Origin of the sequence: Promicromonospora sukumoe (assembly GCF_014137995.1) — a bacterium.
Taxonomy (GTDB): Bacteria; Actinomycetota; Actinomycetes; order Actinomycetales; family Cellulomonadaceae; genus Promicromonospora; species Promicromonospora sukumoe.
Genome location: NZ_JACGWV010000001.1, coordinates 1 through 13,738, shown reverse-complemented (window position 1 = coordinate 13,738; position 13,738 = coordinate 1). Strand labels below are relative to the sequence as shown.

The following is a 13,738-nucleotide window of genomic DNA, read 5'->3' as shown; positions in this document are numbered from 1 at the left end:
GGCATCAGCCGGCCGGCGGCAGCCCCCCATCAAGCAGGGCGCACCCGGAGCGAGTGCATTCCCCCGTCCACCGCGATCGTCGTGCCCGTGGTCGACGCCGCCAGCGGGCTCGCGAGGTACGCGACCGCCTCGGCCACCTCGTCCGCGGAGACCAGGCGGCCGTGCGGCTGCCGCGCCTCCAGGGCCGCCCGCTCGCCGGCCGGGTCGGCCGCGCGCGCCAGGAGCCGGCCCACCCAGGGGGTGTCGACCGTGCCGGGGTTGACGGCGTTGACCCGGATGCCCTCGCGCACGTGGTCCGCGGCCATGGCCTGGGTCAGCGCCAGGACCGCGCCCTTGCTCGCGCTGTACAGCGCGCGCTGGGGCAGACCCGCGGTCGCGGCGATCGAGCAGGTGTTGACGATCGCGGCCGCGGGCGAGCGCCGCAGCAGCGGCAGCGCGGCCCGGGTCGTGCGCGCGATGCCGACGACGTTCAGGTCGAGCACGCGCAGCCACTCCTCGTCGGGGTTGTCCGCGACGGTGCCCTGCGCGCCGATGCCCGCGTTGTTGACCAGCACGTCGAGCCGCCCGAGCTCCTGCTCGACGGCGGCGACGGCGGCCTCCACCGAGGCGGCGTCGGTCACGTCGACGGCCAGCGCCAGGTCGGCGTCGGCCGCGTCGGGGTCGACGTCGAAGACCGCCACCCGGGCGCCGCCCGCGCGCAGCCGCCGCACGATCGCGGCGCCGATCCCGGAGGACCCGCCCGTGACGACGGCGACCAGCCCCTCGAACCCGGTCATGCGCGCACCTCGGTACCCGCGGCCGCGTTCCCCGTGAAACCGGCGTCGCCCGCAGGACGCGCCCACGCCACGTACTCCTGCCGCTGCCGGCCCAGCCCGTCGATCTCGACCTCCACCACGTCGCCCGGCGTCAGGTACGGGAACCGCCCCGACAGGGCCACGCCCTCGGGCGTGCCCGTGAGCAGCACGTCGCCCGGTTCGAGCGCCAGGTACTGGCTCAGGGTGTGCACCAGCACGTCGACGCCGAAGATCAGGTCCGACGTCGTGGAGTCCTGGCGCGGCTCGCCGTTGACCCAGGACCGCAGGCGCAGCCCGGCCCCGAAGGCACCCGCCGCCCCGGGCGTCGCGTCGGCCTCGTCGGGCGTGACCAGCCACGGGCCCAGCGGCGTGAAGCCCGGGGCGTTCTTGCCCTTGGACCACTGGCCGCCGGACTCCTCGATCTGCCACGCCCGCTCGGACAGGTCGTTCGCCACGGTGTACCCGGCGATCACGTCGCGGGCCTCCCCGGGCGAGTCGAGGTAGCTGGCGCGGCGGCCGATCAACACCGCGAGCTCCACCTCCCAGTCCGTCTTGCGGCTGCCCCGGGGGATGGTGACGACGTCGTCCGGGCCGGCCACGGTGTTCGGCGTCTTGAGGAAGATCACCGGCCGCTCCGGCGGGGCGGAGCCGGACTCCGCGGCGTGCGCCGCGTAGTTCATGCCCACGCAGACGACGGCGGACGGCCGGGCCACCGGGGCGCCGAACCGCACGCCGGTCACGTCGACCGGTGGCAGCGTCCCCGCCGCGAGCGCCGCGCGGGTGCGGGCGACGCCGTCGGCCGCGAGGAACGCGCCGTCGATGTCCGCGGTGAGCGGGCTCAAGTCGTGCCAGGCGGCGCCGTCGTGCACCACCGGGCGCTCCTGGCCGGGGGTCCCGATCCGGGCGAGCTTCATGCTGGGTCCTCTTCTTCCGTGGGGTGTTCCGTCATGGGTGCGGGCAGGGTGGTTCCGGGCAGGCCGTAGACGCGCCGCGCCGTGGCCTGCCAGACCGCGTCCTGCTCGGCGGGCGACAGCGCGGCCAGGAGGGCCGTCAGCGTGTCGGTCCACCGGTCGTACCGAGCGGCCAGGAGGCTGACCGGCCAGTCCGAGCCGTACATGAGGCGCTCCGGCCCGAAGGCCCCGAGCGCGTGGTCGACGGCGGGCCGCAGCCCCTCGGCCGACCAGTCGCTCCACGACGCCTCGGTGACCAGTCCGGACAGCTTGGCCGTCACGTTCGGCGCCGCCGCGATCTCGTCGATGGCCGCCGCCCAGCCCGCGAGGTCGCCCGTCGTGGTGGGGTCGGGGCCGGCGAGCGGCGGCTTGCCCAGGTGGTCCAGCACGAACGGCACCTCGGGCAGCTCGCGCACGAGCCGGGCGACGGCGGGGAGCTGGTCGTGCCGGGTCACCAGGTCGACGACCAGGCCCTCCCCGGCCACGGCGCGTATCCCCCGCCGCAGGTCGGGGCGGTCGAGGTAGCCGGGGTGATGCTCCGCCTGCACCATCGACCGCACCCCGGCCAGGTGGGCGCCGCCGGGACCGGACCGCAGCCGCGCGACGGCGTCAGCGACCCCGGCGTCCGCGAGGTCCACCCAGCCGACCACGCCCCGCACGACCGGCGTGCGCGCCGCGAGGTCCAGGAGGCCCACGGTCTCGGCCTCCTCCGGCACCGACTGGACGACGACGGTCCCCGTCACGCCCTGGCCCGCCAGCGCCTCCGCCAGGTCGTCCGGCGTGAAGTCGGCGTCGATGGCGCCCATCGTGCCGGGGTCGATCCAGGGCTGCGGCGTCCGCGCACGGACCCAGAGGTGGTGGTGGGCGTCGATCCTGTCGGGCACGGCGGTGTGCGTCATGGCGTCATCCTTCCTGGCCTGGTCCGTCCTGGCGTGATTCCGGGAGCCCAGCCCTCAGGCGAGGTCGGGGCGCACGTCCTCGCTGATCAGCCGGCGCCGCTCGACGTAGGCGGGCAGGATCGTCACATCGTCGTCGTCGAACCACTCGAACGGGGCCGTCGAGGCGACCAGCGCGAAGTTGGCCCACGGCTCGAACGAGCCGGACCGCACCACGACCTTGGCGCGCGGGGCCCACTCGGCGATGAGCGCCTCGTGCGTGGTGCCGTGGAAGGTGGCCCCGGTGCCGGTGAAGATGTCCTGCACCTCGCCGTACAGCCGCGGGTGGTGGGTCTTGAGCTCGGTGGCGAAGTGCGCCTCCTCGAAGAACGTCGAGTCCAGCAGGGCGCGCAGCACCGACTGCACGTCGAGCTGCCCGCGCGTCAGGGCGAGGTCCACCCGGTGCGCGCCGTCCGGGATCGGGAAGCCCGCGTCGGTGACCAGCACCACGTCGGTGTGTCCCAGCGTGGCCAGGCTCCGGGCCAGCTCGGGGTGCAGGATGCGTCCGGCTCTCATCGTGATGCCTCCGTGGTCGTCGTGGTGGTCGTTTCGGCACGGGCGAGGAACGCCTCGACCGTGGCCCGGTCCTGGTAGGACGGCACCGTCTCCCAGTGCTCGCAGCACAGCGCCGCGACCGTCCCGGCGAACCGCGCCGCGTCGGCCAGGTCCCGGCCCTCGCCGAGGGCCACGGCCAGGGCCGCGTTGAAGCTGTCGCCGGCGCCGTTCGAGTCGACGACGTCGACGCGCACCGGCGCCACGCGCGTGTCGCCGTCGGCCGTGACGACCAGGGCGCCGGCCTCGCCGAGCGTGACCACCACGGCGCGCGGGCCGAGGGCCAGCAGGCGCCGGCCCAGCTCGGCGGGCGGCCTGGCGTCGTCGGGCCCCAGGCCGAGCGCGACCTTGGCCTCGTGCTCGTTGGGCGTGAGCACGTCCACGCTGGTCAGGTCGGTCCCGCGCAGGTCGACGGCGGGCGCGGGGTTGAGGATCGTGGTCACGCCCGCCGCCCGCGCCACGGTGAGCGCGTGCAGGGCGGTGGGCAGCGGGATCTCGAGCTGGGCGAGCGCGACGTCGGCGGCGGTCAGGGCGCCGGCCGCCGCGTCGACGTCGGCCGGGGAGAAGCTGTCGTTCGCCCCCGGGTCGACGACGATCACGTTGCGGCCCGCGGTGTCCTTGACGATGAACCCGACGCCGGTCGACTCGCCGGGCGCGACCCGTAGCCCGACCGGGTCCACACCCTCGTCAGCCAGCAGGGCTCGGAACTCCGCGCCGTGGGTGTCGTCCCCGACGACGCCGAGGTACGACACCCCGGCGCCCAGCCGCGCCGCCTGCACGGCCATGTCGGAGCCCTTGCCGCCGAACGTGCCGCGGTAGTCCCGGCCGATCAGCGTCTCGCCGGGCGCGGGGATGCGGTCCGCCGTCATGACCAGGGCCTTGGCGTAGCTCCCGATCACCGCGACGGCGGCGCGTGCCGCGCCCGCGGCGTCCTCAGTAGGCATCGGGGTCCCCCACGAGCCCGTCGACGATGGCCGGGCCCGAGCTCGTACCGACCAGCTCGGCGCCGGCGTCGAACAGCGACCGCATCTTCTCCAGGGAGTTGACCTTGCCGGACACCTTGACCCGGCACGGCGCCTCGATGTTCTCGGCGAGCAGGCGCACGTCGTGCTCGGTGGCCGCCAGGCCGCCCTTGCCCCAGCCCGAGGACTGCTTGACCCAGTCGACGCCCGCCTCGTAGGCGATCCGCGTGGCCTTCACCTTGAGCTCGTCCGTCTCCAGGAAGCCGAACTCCAGCATCGCCTTGACCTTGACGCCCTCGGCGTGCGCGACGGTCACGATCTCGGTGATGTCCTGGGCGTACAGGTCCTCGTCGCCGCCGAGCAGCAGCCCGGGGTGCGGCGGGAAGTCGAACTCGTCCACGCCCTCGGCCACCAGGGCGCGCAGCGCCGCCAGCCGCATCGACAGGGTGTCGTTCGCCATCGGGAAGTTGAGCGTCGAGGCGACGCGCACGCCCGTGCCGGCCAGCACGTCCTTGGCGAGCGAGACCCAGTAGGGCGCGATCATCGCGGCGTCGAAGCCGTACTCGACGCAGGTCTCGACGTGCTTCACGAGGCCCGCCCGCGTCAGGTCCGGGTTGACGTTCGTGTACTGGATCGCCTGGGCGACCTGCTTGGAGTCGGTGAAGTCGACGGTCATCGGGGGTCTCCTCGGGTAGGGGGTGGGTTGCGTTCGGGCAGGGCGGAGCCAGGCGGCCCGACGACGGGGGGGTCGCGGCGGCAGCAGAAGAGAAGGGCCTCAGCCCTTGACGGCCCCCGCCGAGAGGCCGCCCATGATGTGCCGCTGCATGAGCACGAAGATCAGCAGGATCGGCACGACGGCGAGCAGCAGGGTGGGAAAGACGATCTCGTAGTTGGTCGTGTAGGTGGACACCGCGGCGTACACGCCGGTGGTGATCGTCCGGAACTGCGATCCGGGGCCGAGGATGAGCTGCGGGCTCACGAAGTCGTTCCACGCGCTGAGCGCGTTGAGGATGAACGCGGTGGCGACGATCGGCCGCATGAGCGGAAACACGATGGTCCACAGGATGCGCTGCCGGCCCGCGCCGTCGATCGAGGCGGCCTCGTCGAGCGAGCGGGGCAGCATCCGGATGTACCCGCTGAAGATGAACAGCGTGAACGGGATCATCGTGGACGACATGAACAGCACCAGGCCCGGCAGGGTGCCCATCAGGCCGAGCGCCTTGAGCACGAAGATCGCCGGGACCAGGATGATCTGGGCGGGCACGAACATCCCCGCGACGAAGAAGAACAGCACGAACCGGAACAGCGGCGTGGGCGTGCGGGCGATCGTGTACGCGGCCGGTACGGACGCCCCGATCGCCACCACGTTGCACGCCACCACCAGGAACAGCGTGACGGCGTAGCCCTCGACCACCGGGAAGCTGGTGTTCTGCCACGCGGCCGCGATGTGGTCGGTGGTCGCCGTCGCCAGGTCGAGGCCGAGCGGGGACAGCAGGATCTCCTGCTGCGGCTTGAAGGCGTTGACCACCATGATGTACATCGGCACGAGCATGGCGGCCGAGAGCACGGCCACGACGGTCACGCGGACCGCCCTGCTGATCGGGCTGGTGCGCGTCATCCGACGGCCTCCGCTCCTTCTTCGGCCCGCCTGCGGAGCGCGATGATCGTGAAAGACAGGATTCCGGCCACGACGACCAGCAGGACGGCCTGCGCGCACGCGAGCCCCACCTTGTTGTTGGCGAAGGAGACCGCGAGGATCTCGTACGCCCAGGTCTGCGTGGCGTCGCCGGGCCCGCCGTTGGTCAGGCCCAGCACCACGTCGTAGACCTTGAGCAGCGACAGGATCGACGTGACGATCGTGACCGTCACGGTCGGCGCCAGCGCCGGCCAGGTCACGTGCCGGAACACCTGGGGGCCGTTCGCGCCGTCGAGCCGCGCGGCCTCCTGGAGCTCCGGGGACACCGCCTGCAGGCCCGCCAGGTAGAGCACGAGCTGCACGCCGAACTGGGCCCAGACGATCACCCCGACGAGGGTCACCAGCGCCCAGTCCGGGTCGGACAGGAACGGCCAGGAGGACCGCCCGGCGTTCTCCAGCAGGTTGTTCACCGCGCCCTGCGGCCCCAGGATCGCCTGCCAGAGGAACCCCACGATCAGGGCCGAGAGCACGTGCGGGTAGAACATGACGGCCCGCGCGAACGTGTTGAACGGCGTCGTGCGGCGCAGCAGGAGCGCGAGGCCGAGGGCGGCGCCGTTCACGAGGAAGGCGCCGACCACGGCGATCACGAGCGTGACCCAGGCCGCCGGCCGCAGGTCGCCGATCGGGTCGGTGACGATCCGCACGTAGTTGTCCCAGCCCACCCAGGTGGGGGCCTGGCTCGGGATGCCGTTGTACTGCGTGAAGGAGTAGTAGACGGCGTATCCCACCGGCACCACCGTCAGCCCGGTGTAGACGGCGGCCGCCGGCAGCGTCATCAGCCCGTTCGCGAGACCGGAGACGAGCCCTCGCCGGGTGGTCGTGGTGCGTGCCATGTCAGCCGAGCTTCTCCGCCTCGTACCAGGCCGTCAGGTCGGCGGCGACGTCGGCCGGCGGGCGGCCCTGCCACAGACCCTGGACGAGCTCGGTGAACTTCGGGTTGAAGCCGGCCACCGGCAGCGCGTAGTCGCCGACGGTCTGGTTGCCGGGCACCACGTACGACGGCGCGGCGTCGGACAGCTCCTGCACCATCCCCGCGTACTCGTTGCTGCTGGGCTCCAGGCCCTCGCGGCTGAAGCTGTCCATCTCCGCCTGGGCGGCGATGGCGGCGTCGTCCGTGGTCAGGTACTCGACCAGCGCGGTGGCGCCGTCCGGGTTCGCCGTGCCCTTCCACACCATGTACGGGAAGGCCAGGGTGGCGCCCATCGGCCCGGGGACGTCGGCGGCGTCGTCGACCGGCGGGGCGAAGACGCCCACCTCGAAGTCCGGCGGGGATGCGGCGAGCGTGGTGCTGAACCACGAGCCCATGGGGTAGACGCCCACGTCGCCCGCGATGAAGTTGGCCTCCTGCGTGCCGCTGTCGGTCGCCACGTCGTCGGCGGTCGTGTACCCGGCCTCGATCCAGTCGGCGACGTGCTCGAACACCGGCTGGAACTGGTCGCCGAGGGTCGACGAACCGTCCGCGACGCTCTGCTGCCAGCCCGGGGTGGAGACGTTCTGCTGGGGGTGCCAGATCTCCTGGACCTGGACGCCGGTGGCCCAGTCCGAGGCGAACGCGATGGGGGTCGCCACGTCGTTGGCGGCGAGGGCGGCGAGCGCGTCGTCGAGCTCGTCCCAGGTGGTCGGCGGCTCGGTGATGCCCGCCTCCGCGAAGAGGTCCGCGTTGTAGTACATCAGCGACTGCGCCTGCATCCCGACGCCGACGACGTTGATCGTGCCGTCCGTCGAGTACAGGTCGGCCATCGGGGTGCCGGAGGCCCACTCGTACTCCGTGAGGTCGAGCACCTCGGGGGCGGTGTCGGGCCCCGGCACGATGGACTCGATGACGTCGGGGGCCGTGCCCGCCGCGAGGAGCGCCGGGAAGGACTCGGCGACCGACTGGCCGCTGGGCCCCTCGATCTTGACGTCGATCCCGCTCTCGTCCTCGAACGGCTTGACGAGCTCCTCCCACTTGGCCTGGGTGAGGTTGTCGGTGATGTTCACGAGCATGCGCACGGAGCCGTCGCCGGCCGCGTCGCCGCTGCCGCCCTCCGAGCCGCAGGCCGCGAGCGCGAGGACCGGGGCCATGCCGAGCACCACGGCACCGCGCGCTCGGCGCAGGAACGTAGTTGACATCTTTGTCTCCCTACCTTGGGGGTCCGAGCCGGGCCCGGTCTCGGGCTCCGGCTAGTTGTCATACATACTACATGTGCAAAGTTGAGTGCAAGGGTGCGCCGGGTGCGCTCACGCGTCCCGGACGTGCCCCCGGTACGGCAGCTCGCCGAGCACCGACACGTCGGTCACCCGGTCCGAGTCGTCCAGCCGGTAGATGCCGTCGTCGGCCACGAAGAAGTGCGGCGCGTCGGACAGCTCCAGCTCTTGCGGCAGCGGCTCCTTGTCGGTCCAGGCGAAGAAGGAGCGCCCGAAGGTGTCCCGGTCCTTGCGGCCGTGGAGGCTGAGGTCGCCGGCGGTCTCGGGGCTCAGGACGGCCCAGTGCACGCCGTCCTCGACCCAGTAGGCCCGGTCGGAGAGCAGCACGGACCGCCGGTCCGGGTCCGCGAACACCTCGGCCCAGAACGAGTCCCGCGTGCTCACGTGCCGCACGAGGAACATCAGGTCGTGCGCGTGCCAGGCCGTGCTGGGGGCGACGTCGGCCTCGTTGTGCCAGCCGGTCGCCGACGCGAAGTACCCCGCGGGCGTCTGGTAGCGCACGTAGGTCGCCAGGCAGGCGTCCACGAACCGCCCGAGCTCGGGGTGGCGCACCTCGTCGAGGATCTCGTCGATGCCGTAGAGGCTCAGCCCCATGCCCGCGATCAGCATGGGCGTGGTGGTGCGCAGCACGGTGTCCTCGCGCACGTACCAGTACCGGTGGAAGCGGGTGCAGCCCCGCTCGTCCACCCAGGCCGAGCGCGCGACGTGCAGGCCCAGGCGGACCGCCTCGTCGAGCAGGTCGCGGCGGCCGAACCGCCGGGACCCGAGCACGAGCGGCACCATCATCAGCCCGTAGTACTCGGCCGGCTCCAGGATGCCGCCGCCGGCCCGGTCGGTGGGCTGCCGGTAGGCCCCGGCGCTCTCCTCGTCGGGCACGCCGGGGGCGGCGCTCAGCCGCACGAGGGTGTCGAGGTCCTCCTCCAGCTCGTCCGCGTACCGGTCGTCGCCGGACAGCTCCGTGTACCGGAGCTTGGCCCAGACCCGGGCGTACTCCTGGTTGACCGTGCCCTCGGGCGTGGGCCGGCCGCCGCCGTAGACGCGGCACGCCTCCAGGTTCGCCGCGACCGCGGCGAGCACCTCGGCCACCTCGGCGGGCTCCAGCAGGTGCCCCGCGTGCCGCAGCCCCTCCAGCAGGCCGATGCAGCCGGCCATGTTGTGGATGAGGCCGGCCGTGGCCGACTCCCCCACCTGGAAGCCGATGTGCTGGAACTGGCCGTCGTCCTGGACCGTGCGTGCCTGGAACAGCATCATCCGGCGCCACAGGTCCAGCCCGCGGTCGTCGGGGTGCCGGGCCAGGGCCTCGGCGAACGCGGCCGTCGCGGGCGCCGAGAACGCCTGGTGCCCGCTGGTGAAGTCGATGAACGTGGCGGGGTTGGTGCCCCACACGCTGTGGTTGTGGAAGCCCCGGACCTGGCCCTCCGCACCCACCCAGGTGCGCATCCAGCGGGCGAGCGCGGTCACCTTCGGCGACGTCGCCGGGCCTGCGGCGTGGTGGGTGGTCATGACGTGCTCCGTCCTGTGGGTGGTTCGTGCGGCGCGAGGCCCTCGGCCGGTACCAGGCCGAGCCGGTCCAGCTCGGCCCAGAGCTCCTCGGGCACGTCGCGCGCGATCCGCTCAGCCGACGTCGTGACGTGCGCTGCCGTCCGCATGCCCATGACGACGGACGCGACGGCAGGGTGCCGCAGCGCGAACCGGGCCGCGAGGTCCGGGACGGTCACCCCGTAGGGCTCGGCGACGTCGGCGATGCGGTGCACCCGGGCGACCAGGTCGCCGGGCGCCTCCGCGTAGTCGAACCGGGCGCCGGGCCGCGGGCGCGGGTTCGCGAGCAGCCCCGAGTTGTAGACGGCGGCCGCGACCACGGACACCCCGCGCTCGACGGCGGCGGGCAGCAGGTCCGCGACGGCCGCGGCGTCCACGAGCGTGAACCGCCCGGCGCACATCACCACGTCGACGTCGGTCTCGCGGACGAACCGCGCGAGCATCGCCGACTGGTTCATCCCGGCGCCGATGGCTGAGACCACGCCCTGGTCGCGCAGCTCGACGAGCGCGCCGACGCCGCTCGTGGAGGCCTGCTCCCAGTGCGCGTCGGGGTCGTGCAGGTAGACGACGTCGACCCGGTCCAGCCCGAGCCGGTCGAGGCTGCCCTCCAGGGACCGGAGCACGCCGTCGCGCGAGAAGTCCCACTCGCGGCGGTGCGCGGCGGGCACGGCGAAGCCGTCGTCGTCGGGCAGGTGCGCGCGCTCCGGCGTCGGTACGAGCGCGCGGCCCACCTTCGTGGAGACCACGAACTCGTCGCGCGGGCGGCCGGCGAGCGCGGCGCCGAGGCGGCGCTCGGACAGGCCGAGGCCGTAGTGCGGCGCGGTGTCGAAGTACCGGACGCCGGCGTCCCAGGCGGCGTCGACGGCGGCGCGCGCCTCCTGGTCGGTGGTCTCGCGGTAGAGGTTGCCGAGCTGGGCGGCGCCGAGACCGAGCTCGGTCAGGCGCGTGCCGGTGCGCAGGGGGTGCTCACGCATGATCGGCTCAGGCATGGGGTGCTCCCAGATCGTCGGGGTGGGCGAAGGGCAGTCCGGCGGCGTACCGCTCGGCCTCCGCCGCCACCAGGTCGCCGATGCGGTGCAGCTCGCCGCCCGCCGACCCCGCGATGTGCGGAGTGAGCACCACGTTCGGCAGGTCCCACAGCTCGCTGTCCGGGGCCGGCGGCTCCGGTTCGGTCACGTCGAGCACGGCGCCGATCCGGCCGGTGCGCAGCTCCGCGACCAGCGCCCCCTCGTCGACGACGGAGCCGCGCGCGGTGTTGATCACGGTCGCGCCGTCGGGCAGCAGGGCCAGGACCCGCGCGTCGATCTGGCCGTCCGTCTCGGGGATCGCCGGCTGGTGCAGGGAGAGCACGTCGCTCTGCGCGGCGACCTCGTCCAGGGTGCCGTACCTCGCGCCGAGCGCTTCCGCGCTCTCGTCGTCGAGCTCGGGGCTCCAGACGACGACGTCGAGGTCGAACGGGCGCAGCAGCTCGATGACGCGGCGGCCCACCTGCGAGGCGCCCACGATGCCGACGGTGCGGCGGTAGTTGCCGAGGTTCGCCGGCTCGTGCTCCCGGTCGGGCGGACGCCGGGCCGCGCGGAACTCCCGCTCGGCGGCCCACGCCCGCTTGTTCGCCAGCAGGATCGTGGCGAGCGTGTACTCGGCGACGGGCACGGCGTTGACGGCGCCCGCGTTCGCGGCGACCACCCCGCGGGCGGCGTGCGCCGCGGGGTCGTCGAGGCACGTGGCGGCCACGCCCCCGGCGTAGAGCACGGCGCGCAGGTTCGGGGCGTCGTCGACCGTGATCCGGGGCGCGCCCCAGCCCGCGAGGAGGACCTCGGCGTCGGCCAGGGCTCGGCGAGCTGTGCTGGCCGTGCTGGAAACAAGGCCGGAATCCGTGCCGGTGACCACGTGGGCGACGTCGACGTCGAGCACCGCGGTGATCCGGCCGAGGGCCTCGGGGCTGAAGATCCGGCCCACGAGGGACGGCGGTCCGAACGCGAGGACCGCGCGAGGGCGCTGGGTCATGGGGTCATCTCTCTGTGCTGGGCCGGTGGGTCACGGCCGGCGCGGGGCGAGCCGCAGGCCGGCGTCGGCGGGGCGGACGTGCGGCCCGGCCGGGGCCGACCATGCCCCCGATTCGCGCTGCGCGGCGATGAGCGCCTCGTCCACCTCGAGGCCCAGACCGGGCGACCTGCCGAGAAGTATCCCGCCGTCGATGATCTCCTGGTCGACCGTGAGACCCACCGGGGCCTGGAGGTCCTGTACCTCGGTGACAAGGTGGTTGGGCACGGCGGCGGCCGCGTGCGCCACGGGGTTGGTGTCGTACGCGACGGGGCTCACCGGCAGGTCGCGGCCGAGCGCCAGCACGGAGACCCGCAGGAAGTGCGTGATGCCCCAGACGCTCCCGGTCTGCACCACGCTCACGGCGTCGGAGTCGAGGAGCTGGCGGTACTGCTCCAGGCCGGTCAGGTTCTCGCCGGTCGCCACCGCGGCCTGCACGCCGGAGACGACGGCGCGGTGCCCCGCGACGTCCCAGCGCCGCACGGGCTCCTCGATCCAGGTGAGGTCCACCTGCTCCTCGACCCGGCGCGCGAGGCGGACCGCCTGGTGCCGCCCCCAGGACTCGTTCACGTCGTACATGATCGCGGGCTGGTCGCTGTTGACGCGCAGCACCTCGCGCACGGCTGCCAGGCGCTTCACGTCGCGGTTCAGGTCCAGGCCGCCCTTGACCTTGGCCCCGGTGTAGCCGCGCTCGGCCCACTGCTCGTAGAGGCCGACCAGCTCGTCGTCGTCGAGCCCGTACTCCAGGCCGGAGGCGTAGCCGGGGACGAACCGGTCGGCGGCGCCGAGGGTCTGCCACAGCGGCTCGCCCGCCATCTTCGCCTTGAGGTCCCACAGGGCCATGTCGAGGGCGCCGATGGTGCCGAAGGTGCCGCCGTTGTGCCCGGACTTGAACACGAACGCGAGCATCCGGTCGTACAGCGCGGTGACGGCCCGCGGGTCCTGCCCGTCCAGGGCGGGGAACACCCGGGCGATGTCGGCGTGGGCACCGAGACCGACGCCGGTCAGCCCGCCGTCGGTCTCGACCAGCACGATCGGCACCTCGGTCACGCCGCTCTCCACCACGCCGTTGACGTCGCCCACGGGGCGGCCCCAGCGATGGACCGTGGTCAGGCTCCGGTACCCGGTGATTCGCATCGTGCTCCACATCGTCGTCGAGACAGCACGCTCGGCGACGCTCCGCCAGCATGTCATTCATAACTTATGATACGAGTGACGATAGTACAACACTCGACTACCCTCGGTCTGATGAACTCGACACCCGCGGCCGGCGCAGCCGTCCCCCGCCCCCAACGGCACCGGCCCCCGCTCGCCGCGGCTGTCGTCAAGAGCCTGGTCACCGCGATCGTCGTCGGCGACTACGCGCCCGGTTCCGCCCTGCCGCCGGCCGGCGTGCTGTGCGAGCAGTACGAGGTGAGCCGCACGGTGATCCGCGAGGCGACGACGACGCTGGCCGAGAAGGGCCTCGTCGCGACCCGCCAGGGCTGGGGCACCGTGGTGCTCGACCAGGAGCAGTGGAGCCTGCTGGACCCGATGGTGCTCGACGCCCTCTTCCAGCGCGAGGACCGGCTGGTCTACCTCGACAACCTGGTCGAGGTCCGGGCCACGCTGGAGTGCGCCATGGCGGCGCGCGCCGCCGGCCGGCTCGACGCCCCGCAGCGCGCGGCCCTGACGGCCAAGGCCGAGGAGCTCGCCGGGCTGATGGACGACCCGACCGCCTACGCCGCGGCCGACGTCGAGTTCCACGAGCTGATCCACCGCGCCTCGCAGGACGCGTTCGGCCGGGCGATCGTGTCGAACATCCAGGGCAAGGCCCTGCACACGCCGCAGTACAGCGGGCACCCGACGCGCGAGGACATCGAGCTGACGCACGAGCAGCACACGCACATCCTGGACGCGCTGCTCAAGGGCGACGCAGAGGCGGCGTCGTCGGCGATGCACGAGCACATCACGGGCAGCTGGGCCCGCCGCCGCCCCACCACCTAAACCCTCTCGTTGAGTGCTGGGTATTTGTCCTCTGCAACCGGTTGCAGAGGACAAATACCCAGCACTCAACGAAGCGGGTCAGGGGGTGGAGTGG

14 protein-coding genes are annotated in these 13,738 nt (G+C 73.2%); 1 reads left to right on the top strand and 13 read right to left on the bottom strand.

The annotated features are described in order from the left end of the window. Positions 1-29 precede the first annotated feature (29 nt). The 13 genes from FHX71_RS00070 to FHX71_RS00010 form a co-directional block, all read right to left on the bottom strand. On the bottom strand, positions 30-776 hold the full coding sequence (locus FHX71_RS00070; RefSeq protein WP_182613862.1) for an SDR family NAD(P)-dependent oxidoreductase: 747 nt from the start codon (positions 774-776) through the stop codon (positions 30-32). Beyond that, complete coding sequence (locus tag FHX71_RS00065; RefSeq protein ID WP_246402088.1) at positions 773-1,708, bottom strand: fumarylacetoacetate hydrolase family protein; 936 nt, start codon at positions 1,706-1,708, stop codon at positions 773-775. Before FHX71_RS00065 ends, FHX71_RS00070 begins: the two co-directional genes overlap by 4 nt. Further along, positions 1,705-2,643, bottom strand: coding sequence for an amidohydrolase family protein (locus FHX71_RS00060; RefSeq protein WP_182613861.1), 939 nt, complete (start codon positions 2,641-2,643; stop codon positions 1,705-1,707). Before FHX71_RS00060 ends, FHX71_RS00065 begins: the two co-directional genes overlap by 4 nt. Positions 2,644-2,697: 54 nt before the next feature. Continuing rightward, positions 2,698-3,195 (bottom strand): RbsD/FucU domain-containing protein, encoded by a 498-nt coding sequence (locus FHX71_RS00055; protein ID WP_182613860.1) that lies wholly within the window; start codon positions 3,193-3,195, stop codon positions 2,698-2,700. After that, entirely contained in the window at positions 3,192-4,175 is a 984-nt protein-coding gene (locus FHX71_RS00050) for a ribokinase (protein WP_182613859.1), read from the bottom strand. Before FHX71_RS00050 ends, FHX71_RS00055 begins: the two co-directional genes overlap by 4 nt. After that, entirely contained in the window at positions 4,165-4,869 is a 705-nt protein-coding gene (deoC, locus tag FHX71_RS00045; RefSeq protein WP_182613858.1) for a deoxyribose-phosphate aldolase, read from the bottom strand. Before deoC ends, FHX71_RS00050 begins: the two co-directional genes overlap by 11 nt. A 99-nt stretch (positions 4,870-4,968) precedes the next feature. Continuing rightward, positions 4,969-5,811 carry a carbohydrate ABC transporter permease gene (locus FHX71_RS00040; protein WP_182613857.1) on the bottom strand — a complete coding sequence of 281 codons (843 nt, stop codon included), beginning with the start codon at positions 5,809-5,811 and terminating at the stop codon, positions 4,969-4,971. Next, positions 5,808-6,722: a carbohydrate ABC transporter permease gene (locus tag FHX71_RS00035; protein WP_182613856.1), complete on the bottom strand. Its 915-nt coding sequence runs from the start codon at positions 6,720-6,722 to the stop codon at positions 5,808-5,810. The genes FHX71_RS00040 and FHX71_RS00035 overlap by 4 nt, the downstream gene beginning before the upstream one ends. A gap of 1 nt (position 6,723) precedes the next feature. Then, positions 6,724-8,001, bottom strand: a complete 1,278-nt coding sequence (locus tag FHX71_RS00030; protein WP_182613855.1) for an ABC transporter substrate-binding protein — start codon at positions 7,999-8,001, stop codon at positions 6,724-6,726. A 108-nt stretch (positions 8,002-8,109) separates the two neighbouring features. Then, a complete protein-coding gene (locus tag FHX71_RS00025; RefSeq protein ID WP_182613854.1) occupies positions 8,110-9,579 on the bottom strand; it encodes a hypothetical protein in 1,470 nt (489 codons plus the stop codon). Beyond that, entirely contained in the window at positions 9,576-10,604 is a 1,029-nt protein-coding gene (locus FHX71_RS00020; RefSeq protein ID WP_246402086.1) for an aldo/keto reductase, read from the bottom strand. The genes FHX71_RS00025 and FHX71_RS00020 overlap by 4 nt, the downstream gene beginning before the upstream one ends. After that, positions 10,597-11,622: a hydroxyacid dehydrogenase gene (locus FHX71_RS00015; RefSeq protein WP_182613853.1), complete on the bottom strand. Its 1,026-nt coding sequence runs from the start codon at positions 11,620-11,622 to the stop codon at positions 10,597-10,599. Before FHX71_RS00015 ends, FHX71_RS00020 begins: the two co-directional genes overlap by 8 nt. A gap of 30 nt (positions 11,623-11,652) precedes the next feature. Continuing rightward, a complete protein-coding gene (locus FHX71_RS00010; protein WP_182613852.1) occupies positions 11,653-12,795 on the bottom strand; it encodes a mandelate racemase/muconate lactonizing enzyme family protein in 1,143 nt (380 codons plus the stop codon). 111 nt (positions 12,796-12,906) lie between these two features. Here FHX71_RS00010 and FHX71_RS00005 point away from each other — a divergent pair, with 111 nt between their 5' ends. Further along, the gene (locus FHX71_RS00005) at positions 12,907-13,644 is read left to right on the top strand and encodes a FadR/GntR family transcriptional regulator (RefSeq protein ID WP_182613851.1); all 738 of its coding nucleotides are present in this window, start codon (positions 12,907-12,909) and stop codon (positions 13,642-13,644) included. Positions 13,645-13,738 lie beyond the last annotated feature (94 nt).

What these genes read in the sequence shown, in the direction of transcription:
- FHX71_RS00070 (WP_182613862.1), bottom strand. Translation starts at nt 776, where the DNA reads ATGACCGGGTTCGAGGGGCTGGTCGCCGTCGTCACGGGCGGGTCCTCC.
- FHX71_RS00065 (WP_246402088.1), bottom strand. Translation starts at nt 1,708, where the DNA reads ATGAAGCTCGCCCGGATCGGGACCCCCGGCCAGGAGCGCCCGGTGGTG.
- FHX71_RS00060 (WP_182613861.1), bottom strand. Translation starts at nt 2,643, where the DNA reads ATGACGCACACCGCCGTGCCCGACAGGATCGACGCCCACCACCACCTC.
- FHX71_RS00055 (WP_182613860.1), bottom strand. Translation starts at nt 3,195, where the DNA reads ATGAGAGCCGGACGCATCCTGCACCCCGAGCTGGCCCGGAGCCTGGCC.
- FHX71_RS00050 (WP_182613859.1), bottom strand. Translation starts at nt 4,175, where the DNA reads ATGCCTACTGAGGACGCCGCGGGCGCGGCACGCGCCGCCGTCGCGGTG.
- deoC (WP_182613858.1), bottom strand. Translation starts at nt 4,869, where the DNA reads ATGACCGTCGACTTCACCGACTCCAAGCAGGTCGCCCAGGCGATCCAG.
- FHX71_RS00040 (WP_182613857.1), bottom strand. Translation starts at nt 5,811, where the DNA reads ATGACGCGCACCAGCCCGATCAGCAGGGCGGTCCGCGTGACCGTCGTG.
- FHX71_RS00035 (WP_182613856.1), bottom strand. Translation starts at nt 6,722, where the DNA reads ATGGCACGCACCACGACCACCCGGCGAGGGCTCGTCTCCGGTCTCGCG.
- FHX71_RS00030 (WP_182613855.1), bottom strand. Translation starts at nt 8,001, where the DNA reads ATGTCAACTACGTTCCTGCGCCGAGCGCGCGGTGCCGTGGTGCTCGGC.
- FHX71_RS00025 (WP_182613854.1), bottom strand. Translation starts at nt 9,579, where the DNA reads ATGACCACCCACCACGCCGCAGGCCCGGCGACGTCGCCGAAGGTGACC.
- FHX71_RS00020 (WP_246402086.1), bottom strand. Translation starts at nt 10,604, where the DNA reads ATGCCTGAGCCGATCATGCGTGAGCACCCCCTGCGCACCGGCACGCGC.
- FHX71_RS00015 (WP_182613853.1), bottom strand. Translation starts at nt 11,622, where the DNA reads ATGACCCAGCGCCCTCGCGCGGTCCTCGCGTTCGGACCGCCGTCCCTC.
- FHX71_RS00010 (WP_182613852.1), bottom strand. Translation starts at nt 12,795, where the DNA reads ATGCGAATCACCGGGTACCGGAGCCTGACCACGGTCCATCGCTGGGGC.
- FHX71_RS00005 (WP_182613851.1), top strand. Translation starts at nt 12,907, where the DNA reads ATGAACTCGACACCCGCGGCCGGCGCAGCCGTCCCCCGCCCCCAACGG.